The organism is Variovorax frigidus, from assembly GCF_051216515.1.
Taxonomy (GTDB): domain Bacteria; phylum Pseudomonadota; class Gammaproteobacteria; order Burkholderiales; family Burkholderiaceae_C; genus Variovorax.
Map to the genome: position 1 here is coordinate 32601 of NZ_JBPJZF010000004.1, position 18938 is coordinate 51538.

Sequence of the window (18938 nt, forward strand, 5' to 3'; positions counted from 1 at the left end):
GCTGCGGCCATCGATTTGATCGAACCATTCCACCAAGGAAGACGACGTTGAAGAATTTATCGCGATTCGCACTGCTGGCCCTCGTTGCCAGCCTGGCCGCCTGCTCGGTCTTCGAGAGCGACAAGATCGACTACAAGAGTGCCGGCAAGGCGCCGTCGCTCGAAGTGCCGCCCGATCTCACCCAACTCTCCCGCGAGAACCGCTACGCCGTTCCCGGCACCACGGTGTCGGCCAACAGCCTGCAGGCCGGCAAGATCGACGCACCGGGCGTGCCGACCGCGGTCGCGACGCTGGGTGACGTGCGCATGGAGCGCGCGGGCAACCAGCGCTGGATCGTCGTCAACCGTCCGGCCGACCAGCTCTGGGAACCGGTGCGCGACTTCTGGCAGGAAAGCGGCTTCCTGCTGACCACCGACCAGCGCAACCTCGGCATCATGGAAACCGACTGGGCCGAGAACCGCGCCAAGCTGCCGCAGGACATCATCCGCAGCACCATCGGCAAGCTGCTCGACTCGGTCTATTCGACCGGCGAACTCGACCGCTTCCGCACCCGCCTGGAACGCACGCCCACCGGCACCGAGATCTACGTCAGCCACCGCGGCATGGCCGAGGTCTACAGCGATGCCCGCAAGGAGCAGACCGTCTGGCAGCCGCGCCCGAGCGACCCCGAACTCGAGACCGAATTCCTGCGCCGCCTGATGGTCAAGCTGGGCGTCTCGCAAGAGCAGTCCAAGGCGCTGACCGCCAGCACCGCCGCGGCACCCTCGGCCGCGCGCGTGGCCACGATCGACGGCCGTCCGGGCGTGCAGATCAACGAAGGCTTCGACCGCGCCTGGCGCCGTGTCGGCCTGGCCCTCGACCGCACCGGCTTCACCGTGGAAGACCGCGACCGCAGCGCCGGCACCTACTTCGTGCGCTACGTGACGCCCAACCCCGACAAGAAGGAACCGGGCCTGTTCAGCAAGCTGCTGAGCCTGGGCAGCGCAAGCAAGGACGAGTCGCCGCTGAAGTTCCGCATCCTGGTCAAGAGCCAGGGCGAGACCAGCACGGTGTCAGTGCTCAACGAAGCCGGCGCCCCCGACGCGACGGCCAATGCACAGCGCATCGTCCAGGTCATCGCCGACGACCTGAAGTGACCACCCCCAGGCTTCGCGCACTGCGTGTCGCTTCGCCAACCCCCTTTCAGGGGGCAACACCAGCGGCCCGGCAAAGCCGGTTCCGCGGTGTTCCTGAAAAAGACGTCCACTAGATGCTGCGTTTCAGAAGCCTGGGCAGCGGCAGCACAGGCAACGCCACGCTGGTCGAAGCGACCAGCGGCGGCCGCACCTCCCGCCTGCTGATCGACTGCGGCTTCACGCTGCGCCACCTCGACACGCGGCTGGCGCGCGCCGGCCTCGCGGCCAGCGACATCGACGCGGTCTTCATCACCCACGAGCACGGCGACCACATCGGCTGCGCGCATGCGCTGTCGCGCCGCGAACGTCTGCCCGTGTGGATGAGCGAAGGCACCTGGCTCGCCACCGGCGGGCGGGATTTCGAAGGACGGCTGAAACTGGCGCGCGACGGCTGCGACATCGAGGTCGGCGACCTCGCCGTGCAACCCTTCACCGTGCCGCACGACGCGCACGAGCCGCTGCAGCTGCGCTGTACCGACGGCGCCCGCAGCCTGGGCGTGCTGACCGATCTGGGCCATGCCACGCCCCACGTGATGGCCCGTCTGGCCGGTCTGGACGCCCTGCTGCTGGAATGCAACCACGACAGCCAGATGCTGGCGGCCTCGGCCTACCCGGGCTTTCTCAAGCAACGCGTGGGCGGCAACTACGGCCACCTGTCGAACACGGCCGCGGCGGACATCGCGCGCGCGGTGCACCACGCGGGTCTGCGGCACGTGGTGGCGGCCCACCTGAGCGAACAGAACAACACGCCCGAACTCGTGCGCCGGGCGCTGGCCGATGCACTGGGCGCCAGCGAGGACGAGATGCTCACGGCCAATGCGGCCGAGGGCTCGCCCTGGCTGGACGTCTGAGGCTCCGGCCCAAGCCGGGAACCCCGGCGTTCAGCCGACGCTGATCCGCTGGCGCATCGCCTCGTAGAGGCACACGCCGCTGGCCACCGACACGTTGAGACTCTCGACCGCGCCCAGCATCGGGATGCTGATCAGCTCGTCGCAGTTCTTGCGCGTGAGCTGGCGCATGCCCGTGCCTTCGGCACCGAGCACCAGCGCGAGCGGGCGCTTGAGGTCGGTCTGGTAGAGCGTGCCGGGCGCGTCGTCGCTGGCGCCGACGCACCAGATGTCGCGCTCCTTGAGTTCGCCCAGCGTGCGCGCCAGGTTGGTCACCATGAAATAGGGCACGGTCTCGGCCGCGCCGCTGGCCACCTTGGCGACGGTGGCGTTGATGCCGGCCGCATGGTCCCTGGGCGCGATCACCGCATGGGCGCCGGCACCGTCGGCCACGCGCAGGCAGGCGCCGAGGTTGTGCGGATCGGTCACGCCGTCGAGCACCAGCAACAGCGGCACGGTGCCCGCGGCCTCGAGGCCCTCGAGCAGTTCGTCGATCGAATGGGTTTGCGGAATCGGCTCGACACGGGCCGCCACGCCCTGGTGGCCATGGCTGCCGCTGAGCTTGGCCAGGCGCAGGCCGTCGGCCTCGACCAGCCGCACACCGGCGTCCTGCGCACGGGCCTTGAATTGCTGCATGCGCGCGTCGCGGCGGCTGGCGTCGAAGAACACTTCGATCACCGATTTCGGCGCGGTCTTGAGACGCACGCCCACGGCGTGGAAGCCGAAGATCACTTTGGGGGAAGACATGCAGGGATTATCCCTGCGCGCCCTGCCCTGCGATGCAGGCAGGCCTCAAGCGGCCGGCAAGCCGCTTTGCGCGCCACTGAGCGCGTCGTGCAGGCGCTGCACGGCCTCGGCCGAGGGATGCACCTCTGCCGCGCCCACGGCCTGGATGAAGGTGCAGGCCGCGTACCCCGACGCCGCACGCTCGTAGCGCGCGACCCAGGCTTCGCGTTCGTCCATGCGCTCCAGCGCCACCGGCCACACACCGGGACGCGGCCGCAGGTGATCGTCGATGCCGATGCGCCAGGGCTTCGGACTCACGCGGGCACGGAAGCAGTTCTGGTTGCGGCACATGCGCGCATAGACCGTGTCGGCGCCCAATTCGTGGAAGCAGTCGGCCACCGCTGTCTCGCCCGGCGAGAAGGTCCGGTGCATGGCCAGCGCACGCAGCCCCGCCGGCGTGCGGTAGAGGCGCAGATGCCAGTCGGGGTGCTGGAAGATGAAGCGCTCGATGCGCTGGCGCGCGCGCTGCTCGGGCGTGGCCGGCAGCTCCTCCTGCGCGGGCGCATCTGCCGTCTGACCCGGCAGTCGTCCCAGCCACCACCAGAGCAGGCCGAAGGCCAGCACGCCGACACCCCCCGCCACGACGGGCGAACGCGTGATGCCGCCGGCAGCCACCGCGGCCAGCACCGCCATCACCAGGGCGAGCGACCAGGGCCGGCCTTTGCCGCGGCGACGCGACGCCTCTTCGGCGTCCTCGAAGTCGATGTCGACGAACAGCACGTCCGGGGTGTTGAGGCACAACGCACCGTAGCCGTTGCGGGTGATCAGGGTCTCGCCCTCACGACGCACGATCTGCTCGCGGATGGGCATGCCGTCGGCGCCGTTGTAGGCCGTCTTGGCTTCGCGCCGAGGGAGGGCTTCACCGGCCTGGATACGGGCCAGCGCCTCGCGCGTGCGCTCGTCGGCATGGGCCTGGGCGGCCAGCGGGCTCTCGTCGGACCAGCCGAAGCGGCGCACGGTGAGCTGTCGGCCGTCGATCACGGTCTGGATGCGGCCTTCGGCCCAGTGCGCGGGAACGATCATCGAATGGAGGTCTTCTCGTCGGCGCCGATGCGACCGGCTTCGATGGTGATGCGCCGTTCGCACTGCGCCGCGATGCCGCGATCATGCGTCACGAGCACCAGCGTGGTGCCGAGTTCGCGGTTGAGATCGAACATCAGCTTCATGACCTGCTCGCCGGTCGCGAAGTCCAGGCTGCCCGTGGGTTCGTCGGCCAGCAGCAGTTGCGGCTGTACGACGAAGGCCCGGGCCAGCGCCACGCGCTGCTGCTCGCCGCCCGACAGCACCTTCGGATAGTGGCCGAGCCGCTGCCCCAGCCCGACCCGGCCGAGCATCTCGGTGGCGGCCTTGCGCGCATCCTTGCGATCGGCCAGTTCCAGCGGCAGCATCACGTTTTCCAGCGCGCTGAGGTTGGCCAGCAGCTGGAAGCTCTGGAACACGAAGCCGACCTTCTGCGCACGCAGCGCGGCACGGTCGTCTTCATCGACCGCGAAGATGTCCTGGCCGGCCAGCTTCACCGTGCCGCGCGTGGGCGTGTCGAGCCCCGCGATGATCGACAGCAGCGTGCTCTTGCCCGAGCCGGAAGCCCCGACGATGGCTGCGGTCTCCCGCGCGCCCAGGGTGAAATGGATGTCCTGCAGAATGTCCAGCGTGCCGGTCGAATCCGTGACGGACTTGAAAACATGGTCGACGGCAACAATTGCTTCGGTGGGGGCTTGGGACATTGAAAGGCTTTGCGTGGTGAATCGACGTGACTTTATCGTGACGGGCATGCTCGTCGGCGGCGCGGGGACTTGGACCGGTGCGTTTGCCCAGTCCGCCAAAGGCGGCAAGGCGGTGATCCTGGTGGTCGGCGACTCGCTGTCGGCCGAGTACGGACTCAAGCGCGGCGAGGGCTGGGTGCCCCTGCTCGAGAAGCGCCTGGCCGAGCAGAAGATCGCCGCGACCGTGGTGAATGCCAGCATCAGCGGCGACACCACCTCGGGCGGCCGGGCGCGCCTTGCCGCACTGCTGGCGCAGCACAAGCCGACCCACGTGGTGCTCGAACTCGGCGGCAACGACGCGTTGCGCGGCCTGCCGATCCAGAACACCGAGGACAACCTGATGCAGATGACCAAGGCTTCGCAGGCTGCCGGCGCCAAGGTGCTGATCGTGGGCATCCAGGTGCCGCCCAACTACGGCGGCGATTACCTGCGCCGCTTCGAGGCGATCTTCGAGAAGGTGGCCAAGGCCACGCAGGCGGCGGTCGTGCCCTTCCTGCTGCGTGGCGTGGCCGACGGGCCCGACGCCGCGTCGCTGTTCCAGGCCGATCGCATCCATCCGGTGGCGAGCGCCCAGCCCCGCATGCTCGACAACGTCTGGCCCGAGCTGCGCAAGCTGCTGCCGAAGTAGGCGCGACGCCGCTGCGCGAGGAAAAAGAAAAGCCGCCCTGCTCTCGAGCAGTGCGGCTTTTTTGCGACCGGTGGGTTTCAACCGTTCTTGGTCGGAAGGTCCGGCGGCGTGGGCGCATCGCGTTCCAGCGATGCCACGTCGGTCTCCGGATCGCCGGGGGCCAGCCCTTCGCTGCTGGGACTCAGCTTGCGCTGGCTCTTTTCCCTCAGCTTCTCTTCCTTCTTCTTCTTCTTGGCCAGTTCTTTCTGGCGCTTCTCGTAGCCGTAATTGGGTGTTGCCACTGCTTCTCCTTGGGGCGGGCAGTCCGGGTGACTGCGTGTAGTCTGAATGTACGCGATATCGGCGCGCGTTCAGAGCGCGGCGAGTGCCTGGGCCAGATCGGCCTGCAGGTCTTCCACCGCCTCCAGACCGATCGAGAAGCGCACCAGCGTTCCGCGATGGGGCCAACGCGCCACGCCGGCGTCGCGCATCAGTCCGATGTCGTAGGGCACCACCAGGCTGACCGGGCCGCCCCATGAATAGCCGAGCCTGAAGAGCTCCAGGCTGTCGCAGAAGCGGTCGACCTGCTCGGCGCCGTAGCGCTCGTCGAACACCACCGAGAACAGCCCGGCCGCGCGGTCGGTCTCGCCGCACAGGCGCCGCCAGTGCGCATGGCCCGGCGAACCCGGCAGCGCCGGATGCAGCACCTGGGCAATCTCCTCGCGGTCCTGCATCCAGCGGGCCAGCGTCCGTGCGCAGCGGTCGTGCGCCTCGTAGCGCAGCGCGATGCTGGGCAGCGCGCGCAGCAGCGTCTCGACATCGCCGACGCCCACACCCCAACCCATGCGCATGTGCGTGAGCTTGAGCGCCTGGTGCAAGCGCGCGTCATTTGTGATCACGCTGCCCATCAACACGTCGCCGCCGCCGCTCGGGTACTTGGTGAGCGCGTGGACCGAGATATCGACGCCCTGCCCCGTGCCATCGAAGTCGAAGGGCGCGAAGGCCAGGCCGGCGCCCCAGGTGTTGTCGAGCGCGGTCATCACGCCGCGCGCGCGGCAGAGGTCGACCAGTGCGGGCAGGTCCGGGAACTCCATCGTCACCGAGCCCGCGGCCTCGACCCAGACCAACCGCGTACGGTCCGACAGCTTGGCCGCGAGGTCGGCCGGATTCATCGCGTCGTAGAGCCGGTGCGTGATGCCGAAGTTGGCGAGTTCGCCCGTCGCCAGCGCCTTGTTGGGACCGTAGGCATTGTCGGGGATCAGCACCTCGTCGCCCGCCTTCAGGAAGGCGAAGGAGACCAGCGCGATGGCCGCCAGGCCGCTCGGCACCAGCAGGCAGTCGGTGCCGCCCTCGAGCGTGGCCAGACGGGCCTCGAGCGTGAAGGTGGTGGGCGTGCCGTGCAGGCCGTAGGTGTAGCCGGCCTTGGTCTTCCAGTCGCGCGCGCGCATGGCGGCCACGTCGGCGAAGAACACGGTCGATGCCTTGTAAACGCCGGGCTGCGGCGCGGCAAAGTTGCGTGGCGGGCTGTAGGGGTGATGGATCAGGGTCGTGGAAGGCTTGCTCATGTGCCGATGCTAGCGCGCCCGTCGCACAATGCGCCGATGCGCTATCGCCGGTCTTCAGGGCATGCCGCGGCATGCAACTGACGCGCCTCCCCTCCCCGCATCTGCGGCCCTTCCTGAGGCTGCTGTGGGCCTCTGCGCCCGACGACACTTCGACCGCGCGCCCCGGCGCCCGGGAGCATGTACTGCCCACCGGCGGCATGCATCTGGTCTTCCGGCTGTCGGGGCCGCCGCTGAGACTGTTCGGCGACGCCCGGGACACCAGCGGCCAGACCTTCGGTCACGCGATCATCGGCGGCGCCCGCGCGGCGTCCTATCTGCGGGATGTGTCGGTAGCGACCTGTTCGGTGGGTGCGCAACTGCGGCCGGGCGCGGCCCGCGCACTGTTCGGCGCGCCGGAAGAGGCCCTGGCCGGGCTGCACACGCCGCTCGCGGCGGTGTGGGGCGCATCACAGACCGAAGCGGCCCTCTCGAGGCTTCACGAGGCCGGCGCACCCGCGCAACGACTGCAGGTGTTCGAGGCCCTGCTGACACAGCGCATCGCAGCCGATTCGTCGCCCCGAAGCCTGCACCCGGCCGTCGCCGGGACACTGGGTCCGCTGCACTTGGGCAACGCCTCGATTGCCGACCTGGTCGCGCACAGTGGCTACAGCCATCGCCGCTTCATCGCGCTCTTTCGCGCCGAAGTCGGCCTCGGCCCCAAGGAGTACGCGCGCGTGATGCGCTTCGATCGCACGCTCGCGCTGGCGGCCGACCCTGCGCGCTCCTGGACCGACATCGCGCTCGACGCCGGCTACAGCGACCAAGCCCATCTGGGTCGTGAGTTCACTGCACTGGCCGGACTCTCTCCACAGGCCTGGCGCCAAGCGGGTGCCGTCTCACCCAGGCATGTGCCGGCCACAGGTCAAATTCGTTCAAGACGCTAGCGAAGCAGCGCCGCAGAATCGGCGCTTCGACCTCATCCTCACCAGGAAGGAAAAAGCACCATGGCCATCCACGAACTGTTTCCGTACCTGTGCGTGCACGACGCCGGCGCGGCCATCGACTTCTATTGCGAGGTGTTCGAGGTGAAGGAGATCTTCCGCCTGACCGAACCCAGTGGCCGTATCGGCCATGCAGAGCTGGACTTTCACAACGGCGCGGTTTTGATGCTCTCGGACGAGTTCGCCGAGTGCCGCATCTTCAGCCCGAAGACGCTGGGCGGCAGCGCCGTCACGCTGCATCTGCACGTGGACGACGCCGATGCGCTGGTGGCGCGCGCGGTCACGGCCGGCGCCACGCTCGACATGGCGCCGCAGGACCAGTTCTACGGCGAGCGTTCCGGTGTGTTCCGCGACCCTTTCGGCCACCGCTGGAACGTGGGCCACAGCATCGAGAAGCTGACACCCGAGGAGATGCAGCGGCGCTACACCGCGATGCTCACTCCGGGCGCGGGAGCCTAGACGTTCAGGCCGGCCTCAGACCGACCACTTCTCGATCAGCTTCTCGGCGCCCATGGAGTCGTAGCCCTCGAAGGGCTGATGGATCCAGGGGTTGGTGGCCAGGAATTCCACCTGGTAGTCGGGCGTGAAGGTCGACAGCGCCTTGGTCCAGATCACGGCGCTGCGCAGCTCGGTGATGGGCGGGTAGTTGTTGCGCAGCATGTCCATCACGGCATGCAGCGTGTGGCCCGAATCAGCCAGGTCGTCGACCAGCAGCACCTTGCCGGCGATCTCGCCCTTGGGCGTGGTGATGAAGCGCGCGATGTCGAGGTGGCCCTGCACCGTGCCGGCGTCGGCGCGGTACGAGCTGGTCGACATGATCGCCAGCGGCTTGTCGAAGATGCGCGAAAGCACATCGCCGGGCCGCATGCCGCCGCGCGCGAGGCACAGGATGGTGTCGAACGCCCAGCCCGACTGGTGCACCTTGATCGCGAGCTTCTCGATCAGGTTGTGGTACTCGTCGTAGCTGACGTAGAGATGCTTGCCGTCTTCGGTCAACATGTTCGTTATTCCTTTTAGTGTTCGGGCTGTCCATGAAGGACCCATCGCTTCAAACCGGCGCTCTCGATGCCAGGGATACCGCGGAACCGGCTTCGCCGGGCCGCTGGTATCGCCCCTTGAGGGGGAGGCGGCGACACGCAGTGCGCCGCTTCGGGGGTGGGCTCAATCTGCGAGGTAGGGGTGGCGCATCATGATCGTGTGATCACGGTCGGGGCTCGTGGAAACCATGTGGATCGGCACGCCGGTCACCTGCTCGATGCGCTGCAGGTAGAGCCGCGCGTTGACCGGCAGCTTCTCGTATTGCGTCACGCCCACGGTGCTCTCGGTCCAGCCCTCGAGCGTCTCGTAGACGGGCGTGCAGCGCTCGATCTCGTCGGCGCCCATCGGCAGGATGTCGGTGTGCTCGCCGTCCAGGATGTAACCGGTGCACAGCTCGAGGTGCTCCAGGCCGTCCAGCACGTCGAGCTTGGTGATGCACAGGCCCGACAGGCCGTTGACCTGCGCCGAGCGCTTGAGCAGCGCGGCATCGAACCAGCCGCAACGGCGGCTGCGGCCGGTGGTCACGCCCTTCTCGGCACCGATGGTGCTCATGTGATAGCCCGGCGTGCCCGGCGTTTCCCAGTCGAGTTCGGTCGGGAACGGACCGCCGCCCACGCGCGTGCAGTAGGCCTTGGTGATGCCCAGGATGTAGTGCAGCATGCCCGGGCCCACGCCCGCACCGGCAGCGGCGTTGCCGGCCACGCAGTTGCTGGAGGTGACGTACGGGTAGGTGCCGTGGTCGACGTCCAGCAGCGTGCCCTGCGCGCCTTCGAACAGCAGGTTGGCGCCGGCCTTGTGCGCGTCGTTGAGCTCGCGCGACACGTCGGCCATCATCGGCTTGAGCAGTTCGGCGTGGCGCATGGCCTCGTCGAACACGGTGTCGAAATCGATCGCCGGCGCGCTCAGCACCTGCGTCAGCACATGGTTGTGCAGGTCGAGCAGCACGCGCAGCTTGGCAGCGAAACGCTCGGGATGCTTCAGGTCCTGCACGCGCAGCGCACGGCGCGCGATCTTGTCTTCGTAGGCCGGGCCGATGCCGCGACCGGTGGTGCCGATCTTCTCGATGCCGCCCTTTTCGCGGTAGGCCTCACGCGCGATGTCCAACGCGGCATGGAACGGCAGGATCAGCGGGCAGGCCTCGCTGATGCGCAGGCGCGAACGCACTTCGACGCCCGCCTTCTCCAGGCCTTCGATTTCCTCGAACAGCTTGGCCGCCGACAGCACCACGCCGTTGCCGATGTAGCACTTGACGCCGGGGCGCATGATGCCGCTCGGGATCAGGTGCAACGCCGTCTTCACGCCGTTGATGACCAGCGTGTGGCCCGCGTTGTGGCCGCCCTGGAAACGGACCACGCCCTGGGCGCTCTCCGTCAGCCAGTCGACCAGCTTGCCCTTGCCTTCGTCGCCCCACTGGGTGCCGACGACGACCACGTTTCTTCCGGTGGTAACGCTCATGATGTTCCGCTTTTCAAGATTCAGATGGCTTGGACATTCCACTGGCCGGCGTGCTCGACGAGCTCGCGGTCGCATTGGAATTCGTCGATTTCGCTGTCGTGGCCCGGCAGTACGCAGACCACGGTTTCGCCCTTGGCGCGCAGCGCTGCGATGGCTGCGCGCAGCCCGGCCGCATCGCTCCACGGTGCACGGATGGCCGCACGCAGCGGCCGCGTCGGCAGCACGCCGACCAGTTCGCGCAGGTCGAGGCTGAAGCCGACCGCGGGCCGGTTGCGACCGAAGACCGCGCCGACCTCGTCGTAGCGGCCGCCGCGCACCAGCGCATCGGCCGCGCCTTCGACGTAGATGCCGAAGCGCATGCCGCTGTAGTAGGCATAGCCGCGCAGGTCGGACAGATCGAAGCTGATCTGCGCGCCCGCCAGGCGGCCGCCCAGCTGCTTGAGATCGGCCAGCGCGGCACGCACCTCGGGGCTCGCGGGCAGCACGCGGGCCGCCTCGTCGAGCACGGCCGCGTCGCCGTAGAGTTGCACCAGGGCCAGCAGGCCTTCGCGGGCGGCCAGCGGAAAGTCTCGCGTGAGGGCCCGCAGCTCGCTTGCATCCTTGGCGACCAGCGCCGCATGCACACGGCTCAGCACGGCCGCATCGGCCGGCACGCCGGCGAACAGCGAGCGCACGATGCGTGCATCCGCCAGATCGACGATTGCGCCCTGCGACAGGCCCGACGCACGCAGGCAATCGAGCGCGAGCAGCAGCACCTCGGTGTCGGCCTCGAGCCCGGCATGGCCGTAGATCTCGGCGCCGAACTGCAGCGGTTCGCGGGTGGCGTGGGGCCGGTCGGGGCGGGTGTGGACCACCGGGCCGCAGTAGCACAGGCGCGTCACGCTCTGCCGATTGAGCAGATGCGCGTCGATGCGTGCGACCTGCGGCGTGGTGTCCGCGCGCAGGCCCATGGTGCGGCCCGACAACTGATCGACCAGCTTGAAGGTTTGGAGGTCGAGTGCCTCTCCCGTGCCGGACAGCAGGGATTCGAGGTGCTCGAGCAACGGCGGCATCACCAGCTCGTAGCCGTAGCCACGGGCGGTGTCGAGCAGTTCGCGTCGAAGTTCTTCGATGTGGCGTGCCTCGGAGGGCAGCACATCGGCAATGTGATCCGGGAGGACCCAAGCGGACATGGGGGATCGGGCTCGTGGTTAAACAGGGATTCTACCGGCCCGCGCGAGCGCCTCGGCCGCAGGCATCGCCGCGGCAGTGAGCGCAAGGCGCAAATTCAGGCCAGGAGCCAGAGGAGAAGCAGGCCGAGCAGGATGCTGCAAAGGCCGAAGAAACGCAGCTGGCCGTCGCGCAGCTGCATCAGCTGACCGAAGCCGCGCCGCCAGCCGCCCGGTGACAGGAAGGGCATCAGCCCCTCGATCACCAGCACGAGCGCGAGCGCACTCCAGAAGACGTCAGCGCTCACGGGCAGGCGCTTCAGCGCGCGTTGGCGGTGCCGGGGCTGCGCAGGGCCTTGAAGAAGTCGGACGACGCCGGGTCGACCACCAGCACGTCGCTCTTCTTGTTGAAGCTCTGCTTGTAGGCATCGAGGCTGCGGTAGAACTGCGCGAACTGCGGGTCGCGGCCGAAGGCTTCGCTGTACGAGGAAGCGGCCTGGGCGTCGCCCTCGCCCTTGATCTTCTGCGCATCGCGGTAGGCGTTGGCCACGGTCACTTCACGCTGGCGATCGGCGTCGGCGCGGATCTTTTCGCCCTCGGCGAAGCCGGTCGAACGCAGCTCGTTGGCCACGCGCTTGCGCTCGGCTTCCATGCGGCGGTAGACCGATTCGGTGATCGCTTCCACGTAGTCGACGCGGGTGATTCGTACGTCGATGATGTCCACGCCCCAGGGCTTCTCGCCCTTGACGACGGCCAGCACCTCGCGCTGCACGTCGGCCATCAGCTGCTCGCGGCGCACCGAGATCAGGTCACGCACCGTGCGCTTGTTGACGTTTTCCTGGAAGGCGTTGCGCACCACGCGGTTGAGCTGCACCGCACCGGCGTTTTCGTCGAGGCCGACGTTGCGGATGTATTCCGAGGGGTTGCTGACGCGCCAGCGCACGTACCAGTCGATCACCACGCGCTGCTTCTCGGCCGTGAGCATGGGCTCGGCCTCGAGGCTGGACAGGGTCAGCAGGCGCTTGTCGATGTACGACACGTTCTGGAACGGCGGCGGCATCTTGAAGTTGAGGCCGGGCTCGGTGATCACGTTCTTGATCTGGCCGAGCTGGTAGACCACGCCGAACTGGCGCTGGTCGACCACGAAGAGCGTCGAGCTCAGCAGCGCGAGCGCCACCAGGATCGTCGATGCGATGAATCCGATTCTGTTCATTGTTCTGTTCTCCGGCTCAGCGTCCGTCGCGATCGCGCGTGCGGCCGTCGCGCACACGCGCGTCGTTGTTGACCGGTGCCACCGGAATCACGGAAGACTGTGTCGGCGCGGTGCCGGCCACGTTCGGGTTGGCGCCGTCGACGGGCGCGCCCGCGACGTTGGCGCCGGTCATCTGCATCAGCTTGTCCAGCGGCAGGTACAAGAGGTTGGATCCCGACTTGGAATCGACCAGCACCTTGGTGGTGTTGGTGTAGATCTGCTGCATGGCGTCGGTGTACATCCGGTCGCGGGTGACCTGCGGCGCCTTCTGGTACTCCGCCAGCACCGCGCTGAAGCGGCCGGCATCACCCTGGGCCTGGGCCACGATGCGCGCCTTGTAGGCTTCGGATTCTTCCTTCAGGCGCGATGCCGCACCCGTGGCGCGGGGCACCACGTCGTTGGCATAGGCCTGCGCTTCGTTCTTGGCGCGCTCGCGTTCCTGACCGGCCTTGAGCACGTCGTCGAAGGCCGCCTGCACCTGCTCGGGCGGACGCACGCCGCCCTGCTGCAAGTTGATGTTCACGACTTCGACGCCGACCTTGTAGCGGTCGAGGATGGTCTGCATCAGGGCGCGCACGCGCGGTGCGATCTGGTCACGCTCTTCGGCCAGTGCGGCGTCCATCTTCATCTTGCCGACGACTTCGCGCACGGCGGTCTCCGCGACCTGCACCACGGTGTCGGCCGGTGCCTTGCTCTCGTAGAGGTAGGCCCGCGCGTCGCTCAGGCGGTACTGCACGGCGAACTTGATCTCGACGATGTTCTCGTCTTCGGTCAGCATGGCCGATTCGCGCAGGCCGGTGGAGCGCACGATGCTGTCGCGGCCCACGTCGGTTGAGCGGATCTGCGTGACCACCACGATTTCATGGCGCTGGATCGGGTACGGCAGACGCCAGTTGAAGCCGGCACCCACGGTGGTCTTGTAGCGACCGAACTGGGTGATCACGCCTTGCTGGCCTTCGTTCACGATGAAGAAGCCGGTGCCGAGCCAGATCAGCACGGCCACGCCGGCGATCAGGCCGATGCCGTAGCCGGCATTCTTCATGTCGGGCTTGAAGCCGTTGCCGTTGCCGCCGTTGCCGGGCGGCCGGTTGCCATTGTTGCCGCCGCCCTTGCCGCCGAACAGGCCGCCGAGCTTGCGGTTGAAATCGCGCCAGAGTTCATCGAGATCCGGGGGGCCCTGGTTGGGTCCCTGGCCTCGCGGGCGGTTGTTGTTCCCCGGAGGCGGGTCGGCGTCGGGGCGTTGGCCGCTCGGGCGCTCGCCGTTCGACGACGGTTCGTCACCTCGTCCCCATCGACCATCGTTCAGGTTGAACATGCCCTGAAAACGGCTCCACACTGGCTTTGCATTCATTCGATTCGTTCTCTCGTCAGTGGGGGGATTGTGCCCAATCACCCGGGTGCATCGTGCAATTCAGCCCCGGCGTCCAAGGGCATGCCGTCGACCACCGATCCCGAGCGGCGTGCCAGTTCGCTGCGCAGCGCGGGCAAGCCGGCACCGGTGTGCGCGCTGACGAAGACGCGGGGGACCTGCAGGCCATCGACTTCGATCTCGTCCTGCAGATGGAGCGGCTGCTGCGCGCTTTCAAGAGCGTCGAGCTTGTTGAAGACCAGCAGCTGCGGCACGTCGCCGGCGCCGATCTCGCGCAGCACGCGCTGCACCTCGGCCATCTGCTCGGGATGATGCGGGTTGGAGGCATCGACCACATGCAGCAGCAGGTCGGCATCCACGGCCTCCTGCAGGGTGGCCTTGAAGGCGTCGACCAGGCCGTGCGGCAGGTCGCGGATGAAGCCCACGGTGTCGGAGATCGACACCTGACGCCGCGCGTCGCCCAGATACAAGTGGCGCGTGGTGGTGTCGAGCGTGGCGAACAGCTGGTCGGCCGCGTAGGCGCGCGCCTTGACCATCGCATTGAAGATCGAGGACTTGCCGGCGTTGGTGTAGCCGACCAGCGAGATGTTGAAGGTGTCGCGCCGCTCGCGTTGGCGCCGCTGCGTGTTGCGCTGCTTCTGCACCTTGGCCAACCGCTCGCGCGTGCGCTTGATCGATTCGTCGATCATGCGGCGGTCGAGCTCGATCTGCTTCTCGCCCGGGCCGCCGCGCACACCGGCACCGCCGGTCTGGCGTTCCAGGTGGGACCAGCGCCGCACGAGGCGGGTGCTCAGGTATTGGAGCCGGGCCAGTTCGACCTGCAGCTTCCCCTCGTGGGACCTCGCGCGTTGCGCGAAGATCTCCAGGATCAGGAAGGTGCGGTCGTACACCGCGATCCCGAGCGCGCGCTCGAGATTGCGTTGCTGGGCGGGACTGAGGGATTGGTCGAAGATGACTTCGCTTGCGCGGTGCATCTCGGCCAGCTCGCGGATCTCGTCTGCCTTGCCGCTGCCCACGAAAAGGGCAGCATCGGGCGCCTTGCGCTTGCACACGAGGCGTTCGACAGGGGTCAGGCCCGCGGTCTGCGCGAGCAGGCCGAGTTCCTCGAGTTCACTGTCGAAATGGGGCAGTCCGAAGTCAACGCCGACGAGAACGACGGCGCCATCCTGGCGGGGTATGTCTTCAGACAAGCGGAGTGGGGGCGTTGCGAAAAAAAGCGCAGCGGACGGAGCCCGCCGCGCGGAGTGCTGGTCAGGCAGCGGCGTCGTCGTTCTCGGAAGCCGAGAAGTTGACCGCGCGGCCAGGCACGATGGTGGAGATGGCGTGCTTGTAGACCATTTGCGTCACAGTGTTACGCAGAAGCACGACATATTGATCGAAAGATTCGATCTGACCCTGAAGCTTGATGCCGTTGACCAAATAAATGGAAACCGGCACGTGCTCCCGACGCAAAGTGTTCAGGAACGGGTCTTGCAAAAGTTGCCCTTTGTTGCTCACGATATTCTCCGTGTTCAAGGAAGAGTTATAGGAAAGAGAACCTTAACACAGGGTTTCTGCGCTGCAGCATCCAAGCCTAAAGCCACCTGAAAATAACGGCACTTTAAAGCGGGAACTTTGGCTGCAGCCAGGGCTCGGCAAGCACGCTTTTTTGCAAGCGCCCTCGCCTTCCCGTGTCATTTGTCCTTGTCGGCGTAAGGATTGGACGAGGTCTTGAACTCGATGCGCATCGGCGTTCCGACCAGATCGAATTCCTTGCGGAAGCGGCCTTCGAGAAAGCGCTTGTACGAATCGGTGACGTGCTCGAGCGAATTGCCGTGGATCACGATCACCGGCGGGTTCATGCCCCCCTGGTGCGCATAGCGCAGCTTGGGCCGGAACATGCCGGCGCGCTGCGGCGACTGGAATTGCACCGCCTCGAGCAGCAGGCGCGTGAGCACCGGTGTCGACATCTTGCGGGTGGCCGACTTGTGCGCCTGTGCAATCGCTTGCCAGACCGGACCGAGCCCCTGCCGCTTGATCGCCGAGATGAAATGCAGCGAAGCGAACTTCAGGAAAGGCAGACGGGTTTCGATCTGGCGCTGGATCTGTTCGCGCTCGTAGCTGTCGACCGCATCCCATTTGTTGATCGCAATCACCACCGCACGTCCACTTTCGAGGATGTAGCCCGCGATGTGCGCGTCCTGGTCGGTCACGCCCTGCGTGGCGTCGAGCAGCAGCAGCACGACGTTGGCCGACTCGATGGCCTGCAGCGTCTTGACCACCGAGAATTTCTCGATCGCCTCGAAGACCTTGCCCTTGCGGCGCAGGCCGGCCGTGTCGATCAGCTCGAAGTGCTGGCCGTTGCGCTCGAACGGCACGCTGATGGCGTCGCGCGTGGTGCCCGGCATGTCGAAGGCGACCAGCCGCTCCTCGCCCAACCAGGTGTTGATGAGTGTCGATTTGCCGACGTTCGGGCGTCCCGCCACGGCCAGCTTGATGGGCTTGGCCTCGCCGTCGTCCACCTCGTCTTCGGGTTCCGGCAGGTTCAGCGGCTCGAGCGCCAGGTCGACCAGGTCACGAATGCCCTGCCCGTGCGCAGCGGACACGCCATGCACGTCGCCCAGGCCGAGTTCGTAGAACTCGACCAGCTTGGTGCCGTCGTGCATGCCTTCGGCCTTGTTGGCTACCAGCACGGTCGGCTTGCCGAGCCGGCGCAATTCCTTGGCGATCTCGTGGTCCTGGGCCGAGAGGCCTTCGCGGGCGTCCACGACGAACACCACCACATCGGCCTCGGCCACGGCCTGACGCGTCTGCTTGGCCATCTCCTTGAAGATGCCGCTGCCCGCGTCGGGCTCGAAGCCGCCGGTGTCGATCACGATGAACTCGTGCCGCCCCTGGCGGCCGTTGCCGTAGTGGCGGTCGCGCGTCAGGCCGGCGAAGTCCGCCACGATCGCGTCACGCGTCTGCGTGAGGCGGTTGAAAAGGGTGGACTTGCCGACGTTGGGACGCCCGACCAGAGCGATGACCGGTTTCATGGTCGAGCTTTCAATGGGTTTATTCCGGGCGATAGCCGAACACACCGCCATTGCGGGTGACGACCACGACCGTGTTGCCGGCGAGGACCGGGGTAGCGACGATGGGCGAGCCATCGGGCGTGAGACGGGTGAGCAGGGAGCCATCTTCGCGCGACACCAGCAACAGCAGGCCGCTGTCGTCGCCGATGACCAGCGAACGGCCGACCGCGAGCGGTGCCGTCAGCGTGCGGTACTTGAGCAGGTCGCTGGACCAGGCGCGCTCGCCGTCGGTGCGGCGCCAGGCCACCACGCTGCCGTTGGTTTCGGTGCCGTAGACGAAGCGCTCGTCACCGCTGACGCCCTCGGCGCCGGAAGCAGGCTTGGTCCAGAGCAGCGTGCCGCGCGTGGCGTCGACGCAGCCGACGTTGGCGTAGTAGGCCCGCGCACAGACGGTGTCGCCCACGCGGCTCACGCTGCCGGTCAGGTCGACCAGGCGCTCGACGTCGTTGGTGCCGCGCGGCGCCGCAATCGGCGATTCCCAGCGTGACGAACCGTTGGCGGGGTTGAGGCCCGCGAGGCGCCCTCCCACCCCGGTCACCAGCGTGTCGCCCACGGCGAGCAGCACGCCCGGCTTGCGCAGCACGAGGTTCTCGGCCGGGCGCGACTGCGACCAGAGGCGGCGACCGCTCTCGCCATCCCAGGCGCTCACGGTGCGGTCGGCGGTCTGCACGAAGACCCGGCGTCCGGCCACCAGGGGCGCGGTGTAGGCCTGCGCGGTCAGGCGCTGCTTCCACAGCACCTTGCCCGCCTGCATTGCGACGAGTTCGTTGTCCCGGGTGATCACGGCGGCGATGGCACCGTCGCTGCCGACGCCGGCGATCAAGGCCTTGCCGACACTGGCGCGCCAGGCCTCCTGGCCCGAGCGCGCGTCGATGGCCACCACCGTGCCGTCGGCACCGGCGAGGGTCACGGTGTCGCCGCTGACGTCGACCTGGAGCGCGAAGTCGGTCTTTGGAACCTTCACGGTCCAGGCCTGACGCACGCCGAACAGCGCCGGGTTGGCCTTCAGTTCGGCGGGCTTGGGCTTGCCGGTGCCCGAGCACGCGGCCAGCGCGGCGAAGAGCACGGTTGCGGCCACGGCGCGCAGGACGGGGGTGGCGGACACAAGGCGATGGAGAGTCATGGTGCGATGGTCACTGAGTGGTTTTGCCGGACGCGGCAGGCGTGGCCGTCAGGGTCTTGGTGTCCACGCCCACGGCGTTGAGCTTGACCTCGACCAGACGGCGGTAATCGTTGCGCGCATCGAACGCGGACCAGGCCTTCTGGTATTCGGCCTTGGCTTCGTCGCGCTTGCCTTGTGCGAGGTAGACATCGCCCCTGCGGTCGGCCACCAGCGCTTCGAATTCCTTGGGCACGGGCGCAGCCAGTTGCTTGAGCGCCTCGTCGTAGCCCTTGCTCTCGAGCAGCTCGGCGGCCAGTCGCAGCCGTGCGATGGCCTTGTACCCCGGATCGACGGCGTTGTCCGCGACCCACGCCAGCGCGGCGCGCGAAGCCTCGGGCTTGGCCTTCTCGTTGAGCGTCTTGGCGGCCAGCAGGCCGGCCTGTTGCGCATAGACGGTGCCGGCGAAACGGCTCTTCATTTCGCCCAGGGCGCGCTCGATGCGGTCGGCATCGCCCGCCTGCGCACTGCGTTCGACTTCGTCATAGAGCGCGGAGGCCTGCGCCGCCTTGTTGCGCTGGAAATAGTTCCAGCCGTTCCAGGCCACGAACGCACCGGCGACGAGCAGCACGATCCAGGTGATCAGGGTGCCGTAGGTGTTCCAGAAATGCTTGAGCTGGTCGAGCTGTTCCTGTTCTTCGAGATCGAGATGGGTTGCCATGCGCTGTCAGTGAGTTGAAGGACCCGGGACCCGGCTTGCC

21 protein-coding genes are annotated in these 18938 nt (G+C 67.5%); 5 read left to right on the forward strand and 16 right to left on the reverse strand.

Annotated features, from left to right (window positions below):
* Nucleotides 1–47 precede the first annotated feature (47 nt).
* On the forward strand, nucleotides 48–1136 hold the full coding sequence (gene bamC / locus ACSFBC_RS12585) for an outer membrane protein assembly factor BamC (RefSeq protein WP_435510678.1): 1089 nt from the start codon (nucleotides 48–50) through the stop codon (nucleotides 1134–1136).
* A 113-nt stretch (nucleotides 1137–1249) separates the two neighbouring features.
* Complete coding sequence (locus ACSFBC_RS12590) at nucleotides 1250–2026, forward strand: MBL fold metallo-hydrolase (RefSeq protein ID WP_435510679.1); 777 nt, start codon at nucleotides 1250–1252, stop codon at nucleotides 2024–2026.
* 30 nt (nucleotides 2027–2056) lie between these two features.
* On the opposite strand, the gene rlmB is transcribed toward ACSFBC_RS12590, so the two are convergent.
* Genes rlmB through ACSFBC_RS12605 form a run of 3 tightly spaced genes read right to left on the reverse strand, consistent with a single transcriptional unit; the run spans nucleotide 2057 to nucleotide 4572 of the window.
* On the reverse strand, nucleotides 2057–2809 hold the full coding sequence (rlmB, locus tag ACSFBC_RS12595) for a 23S rRNA (guanosine(2251)-2'-O)-methyltransferase RlmB (RefSeq protein WP_435510680.1): 753 nt from the start codon (nucleotides 2807–2809) through the stop codon (nucleotides 2057–2059).
* A gap of 45 nt (nucleotides 2810–2854) precedes the next feature.
* Entirely contained in the window at nucleotides 2855–3871 is a 1017-nt protein-coding gene (locus ACSFBC_RS12600; protein WP_435510681.1) for a hypothetical protein, read from the reverse strand.
* Complete coding sequence (locus ACSFBC_RS12605; RefSeq protein ID WP_435510682.1) at nucleotides 3868–4572, reverse strand: ABC transporter ATP-binding protein; 705 nt, start codon at nucleotides 4570–4572, stop codon at nucleotides 3868–3870. Before ACSFBC_RS12605 ends, ACSFBC_RS12600 begins: the two co-directional genes overlap by 4 nt.
* Before the next feature lie 46 nt (nucleotides 4573–4618).
* Between ACSFBC_RS12605 and ACSFBC_RS12610 the strand changes: the two genes are divergently transcribed.
* Complete coding sequence (locus ACSFBC_RS12610; protein WP_435511163.1) at nucleotides 4619–5239, forward strand: arylesterase; 621 nt, start codon at nucleotides 4619–4621, stop codon at nucleotides 5237–5239.
* A 77-nt stretch (nucleotides 5240–5316) separates the two neighbouring features.
* Here ACSFBC_RS12610 and ACSFBC_RS12615 read toward each other — a convergent pair whose 3' ends face one another.
* Together ACSFBC_RS12615 and ACSFBC_RS12620 are read right to left on the reverse strand one after the other, a co-directional pair.
* Entirely contained in the window at nucleotides 5317–5520 is a 204-nt protein-coding gene (locus ACSFBC_RS12615) for a hypothetical protein (RefSeq protein ID WP_435510683.1), read from the reverse strand.
* 69 nt (nucleotides 5521–5589) lie between these two features.
* Nucleotides 5590–6783 carry a cystathionine beta-lyase gene (locus ACSFBC_RS12620; RefSeq protein ID WP_435510684.1) on the reverse strand — a complete coding sequence of 398 codons (1194 nt, stop codon included), beginning with the start codon at nucleotides 6781–6783 and terminating at the stop codon, nucleotides 5590–5592.
* Nucleotides 6784–6854: 71 nt separating this feature from the next.
* Here ACSFBC_RS12620 and ACSFBC_RS12625 point away from each other — a divergent pair, with 71 nt between their 5' ends.
* The gene (locus tag ACSFBC_RS12625) at nucleotides 6855–7706 is read left to right on the forward strand and encodes a helix-turn-helix domain-containing protein (protein ID WP_435510685.1); all 852 of its coding nucleotides are present in this window, start codon (nucleotides 6855–6857) and stop codon (nucleotides 7704–7706) included.
* Between the two features lie 60 nt (nucleotides 7707–7766).
* Nucleotides 7767–8222 (forward strand): VOC family protein, encoded by a 456-nt coding sequence (locus ACSFBC_RS12630; RefSeq protein WP_435510686.1) that lies wholly within the window; start codon nucleotides 7767–7769, stop codon nucleotides 8220–8222.
* Between the two features lie 15 nt (nucleotides 8223–8237).
* Here the strand turns inward: ACSFBC_RS12630 and ACSFBC_RS12635 are convergent, their stop codons facing one another.
* The 11 genes from ACSFBC_RS12635 to ACSFBC_RS12685 all read right to left on the reverse strand — a co-directional run bounded on the left by ACSFBC_RS12635 (nucleotide 8238) and on the right by ACSFBC_RS12685 (nucleotide 18898).
* Nucleotides 8238–8762 (reverse strand): phosphoribosyltransferase, encoded by a 525-nt coding sequence (locus ACSFBC_RS12635; RefSeq protein ID WP_435510687.1) that lies wholly within the window; start codon nucleotides 8760–8762, stop codon nucleotides 8238–8240.
* Nucleotides 8763–8924: 162 nt separating this feature from the next.
* Nucleotides 8925–10256: an adenylosuccinate synthase gene (locus ACSFBC_RS12640; RefSeq protein WP_435510688.1), complete on the reverse strand. Its 1332-nt coding sequence runs from the start codon at nucleotides 10254–10256 to the stop codon at nucleotides 8925–8927.
* A gap of 20 nt (nucleotides 10257–10276) precedes the next feature.
* Nucleotides 10277–11428, reverse strand: a complete 1152-nt coding sequence (locus ACSFBC_RS12645; protein WP_435510689.1) for an ATP phosphoribosyltransferase regulatory subunit — start codon at nucleotides 11426–11428, stop codon at nucleotides 10277–10279.
* A gap of 95 nt (nucleotides 11429–11523) precedes the next feature.
* The gene (locus ACSFBC_RS12650) at nucleotides 11524–11712 is read right to left on the reverse strand and encodes a DUF2065 domain-containing protein (RefSeq protein WP_435510690.1); all 189 of its coding nucleotides are present in this window, start codon (nucleotides 11710–11712) and stop codon (nucleotides 11524–11526) included.
* Nucleotides 11713–11723: 11 nt separating this feature from the next.
* Nucleotides 11724–12617 carry a protease modulator HflC gene (hflC, locus tag ACSFBC_RS12655; protein ID WP_435510691.1) on the reverse strand — a complete coding sequence of 298 codons (894 nt, stop codon included), beginning with the start codon at nucleotides 12615–12617 and terminating at the stop codon, nucleotides 11724–11726.
* Between the two features lie 16 nt (nucleotides 12618–12633).
* A complete protein-coding gene (hflK, locus tag ACSFBC_RS12660) occupies nucleotides 12634–13971 on the reverse strand; it encodes an FtsH protease activity modulator HflK (protein WP_435511164.1) in 1338 nt (445 codons plus the stop codon).
* A 74-nt stretch (nucleotides 13972–14045) separates the two neighbouring features.
* Nucleotides 14046–15215 (reverse strand): GTPase HflX, encoded by a 1170-nt coding sequence (gene hflX, locus ACSFBC_RS12665; protein WP_435510692.1) that lies wholly within the window; start codon nucleotides 15213–15215, stop codon nucleotides 14046–14048.
* A 61-nt stretch (nucleotides 15216–15276) separates the two neighbouring features.
* On the reverse strand, nucleotides 15277–15522 hold the full coding sequence (hfq, locus tag ACSFBC_RS12670; protein ID WP_412556346.1) for an RNA chaperone Hfq: 246 nt from the start codon (nucleotides 15520–15522) through the stop codon (nucleotides 15277–15279).
* A 176-nt stretch (nucleotides 15523–15698) separates the two neighbouring features.
* Entirely contained in the window at nucleotides 15699–17039 is a 1341-nt protein-coding gene (gene der / locus ACSFBC_RS12675) for a ribosome biogenesis GTPase Der (protein WP_435510693.1), read from the reverse strand.
* Nucleotides 17040–17058: 19 nt separating this feature from the next.
* Entirely contained in the window at nucleotides 17059–18201 is a 1143-nt protein-coding gene (gene bamB / locus ACSFBC_RS12680) for an outer membrane protein assembly factor BamB (protein ID WP_435510694.1), read from the reverse strand.
* 10 nt (nucleotides 18202–18211) lie between these two features.
* Nucleotides 18212–18898 carry a YfgM family protein gene (locus ACSFBC_RS12685; protein WP_435510695.1) on the reverse strand — a complete coding sequence of 229 codons (687 nt, stop codon included), beginning with the start codon at nucleotides 18896–18898 and terminating at the stop codon, nucleotides 18212–18214.
* Nucleotides 18899–18938: the final 40 nt, after the last annotated feature.

Coding starts and splice junctions, on each gene's coding strand:
- rlmB (WP_435510680.1), bottom strand. CDS start 2,809: ATGTCTTCCCCCAAAGTGATCTTCGGCTTCCACGCCGTGGGCGTGCGT.
- ACSFBC_RS12625 (WP_435510685.1), top strand. CDS start 6,855: ATGCAACTGACGCGCCTCCCCTCCCCGCATCTGCGGCCCTTCCTGAGG.
- ACSFBC_RS12610 (WP_435511163.1), top strand. CDS start 4,619: ATGCTCGTCGGCGGCGCGGGGACTTGGACCGGTGCGTTTGCCCAGTCC.
- hflC (WP_435510691.1), bottom strand. CDS start 12,617: ATGAACAGAATCGGATTCATCGCATCGACGATCCTGGTGGCGCTCGCG.
- bamB (WP_435510694.1), bottom strand. CDS start 18,201: ATGACTCTCCATCGCCTTGTGTCCGCCACCCCCGTCCTGCGCGCCGTG.
- ACSFBC_RS12620 (WP_435510684.1), bottom strand. CDS start 6,783: ATGAGCAAGCCTTCCACGACCCTGATCCATCACCCCTACAGCCCGCCA.
- ACSFBC_RS12685 (WP_435510695.1), bottom strand. CDS start 18,898: ATGGCAACCCATCTCGATCTCGAAGAACAGGAACAGCTCGACCAGCTC.
- ACSFBC_RS12590 (WP_435510679.1), top strand. CDS start 1,250: ATGCTGCGTTTCAGAAGCCTGGGCAGCGGCAGCACAGGCAACGCCACG.
- der (WP_435510693.1), bottom strand. CDS start 17,039: ATGAAACCGGTCATCGCTCTGGTCGGGCGTCCCAACGTCGGCAAGTCC.
- ACSFBC_RS12640 (WP_435510688.1), bottom strand. CDS start 10,256: ATGAGCGTTACCACCGGAAGAAACGTGGTCGTCGTCGGCACCCAGTGG.
- ACSFBC_RS12600 (WP_435510681.1), bottom strand. CDS start 3,871: ATGATCGTTCCCGCGCACTGGGCCGAAGGCCGCATCCAGACCGTGATC.
- ACSFBC_RS12605 (WP_435510682.1), bottom strand. CDS start 4,572: ATGTCCCAAGCCCCCACCGAAGCAATTGTTGCCGTCGACCATGTTTTC.
- hflK (WP_435511164.1), bottom strand. CDS start 13,971: ATGTTCAACCTGAACGATGGTCGATGGGGACGAGGTGACGAACCGTCG.
- ACSFBC_RS12635 (WP_435510687.1), bottom strand. CDS start 8,762: ATGTTGACCGAAGACGGCAAGCATCTCTACGTCAGCTACGACGAGTAC.
- ACSFBC_RS12630 (WP_435510686.1), top strand. CDS start 7,767: ATGGCCATCCACGAACTGTTTCCGTACCTGTGCGTGCACGACGCCGGC.
- ACSFBC_RS12645 (WP_435510689.1), bottom strand. CDS start 11,428: ATGTCCGCTTGGGTCCTCCCGGATCACATTGCCGATGTGCTGCCCTCC.